This window comes from Micrococcus sp. Mcc89 (assembly GCF_024519795.1).
Classification (GTDB): domain Bacteria; phylum Actinomycetota; class Actinomycetes; order Actinomycetales; family Micrococcaceae; genus Micrococcus; species Micrococcus luteus.
The window spans coordinates 1-1,493 of sequence record NZ_JALJRI010000118.1 but is presented as its reverse complement, the minus strand read 5'-3'; the positions used below and the strand labels follow the sequence as shown (position 1 = coordinate 1,493).

Sequence of the window (1,493 nt, the reverse complement as noted above, 5' to 3'; positions counted from 1 at the left end):
CCCCTGACCTTCTGCATGCCATGCAGACGCGCTACCAACTGCGCCATACCCCCAGGTGGGTGATGCCCCCGTTTCCGGCGGACCGGCCGGAGCACCTGAATAGAATACCCGGCCTGCGGCAACCGTGCAAACCTGCCGGGCGGCGTCGGTGGACCGCCGCGGCCCCACGGCCTAGCGTGCAGGAGACGCCCCCATGCCCGCCGCCAGCCCAGGAGGTCCTGCATGTCCCCCACCGACGCACCGATCCGCACCGCGCTGATCGGCTACGGGTTCGCCGGGAAGACGTTCCACGTCCCCCTGCTCCACGCCACGGAGGGACTCGCTCTCACCCATGTCGCTTCCAGCCGCCCGGACGCGGTGCGCGCGGACCTGCCGGACGCCGTCGTGGTGCCCGACATGGACGCGCTCCTGGCGCGCCAGGACGTGGAGCTCGTGGTGATCGCCGCCCCGAACGACCAGCACACGCCGCTCGCGCGCGCCGCCCTCAGGGCGGGCAGGCACGTGGTGGTGGACAAGCCCTTCACGCTGAGTCTCGCCGAGGCGCGAGAGCTGCGCGACCTCGTGGCCGAGACGGGACGGGTGCTGCGGGTGTTCCAGAACCGCCGCTTCGACAGCGACTTCCTGGGCATCGCCGAGCTCGTCCGCTCCGGCCGGCTCGGGAACGTCGTCCACCTCGAGTCCCGGATCGACCGCTTCCGTCCGACCGTCCGGGACCGCTGGCGGGAAGCCGCGGTGCCCGGGGGCGGCATCTGGTTCGACCTCGGCCCGCACCTGGTCGACCAGGCCCTCCTGCTCTTCGGCGTCCCCGAACGCGTGGACGCCGACCTCGCGGCCCTGCGTCCGGGTGCCCCGGTCGAAGACTGGGCGCACTGCGTGCTGCAGTACCCGGGCCGGCGCGTGGTCCTGCAGGCATCGATGCTCGTGGCCGGCGGCAGCCCGCGCTTCGCGGTCCACGGCACGCGCGGCTCCGCGGTGAAGGAACTGCCGGATCAGCAGGAGGCTCAGCTGCGCGCGGGCCTGCTCCCCGGCGCCGAGGGCTGGGGCGTCGACCCCGACCCGATCCTCCTGCACGACGGGGAGGGGAACACCGAGCGCGTCCCCGCACCCACCGGAGCCCAGCAGCGGTCCTACGCGGGCGTGCGCGACGCGATCCTGGGCCGCCCGAGCAGCGACGCCGCCACCCCCGACCAGGCCGTCGCCGTGATGGCGGTGCTCGAGGCCGCCGTCGTCTCGGCGCGGGAGGGCCGTGCGGTGGAACCCGCACTCACGGCGGTGGAGCGCGCCGCGTACCCCGGCGTGTCCCCCGCACCGACCGCGGCGGAGCGACATCACCGCAGTGCCGCAGCGCGGTGATGTCGCAGGGCGGCGGTCGCCGCCCGGGCCCGCACAGGAACCCGACGACGACGAAGGCCCGGTCCGTATGGACCGGGCCTTCTGACTGGTGGAGGTAAGGGGATTCGAACCCCTGACCTTCTGCATGCCATGCAGACGCG

1 protein-coding gene is annotated in these 1,493 nt (G+C 73.7%); it reads left to right on the top strand.

Features of this window, described 5'->3' with window-relative positions; translation table 11 throughout:
• The first annotated feature begins 222 nt into the window (after nt 1-222).
• On the top strand, nt 223-1,353 hold the full coding sequence (locus NR072_RS11405) for an oxidoreductase (protein WP_061867752.1): 1,131 nt from the start codon (nt 223-225) through the stop codon (nt 1,351-1,353).
• Nucleotides 1,354-1,493: the final 140 nt, after the last annotated feature.

Bases quoted from the DNA above. Each gene is read 5' to 3' on its own strand.
- NR072_RS11405 (WP_061867752.1), top strand. From the start codon at position 223: ATGTCCCCCACCGACGCACCGATCCGCACCGCGCTGATCGGCTACGGG.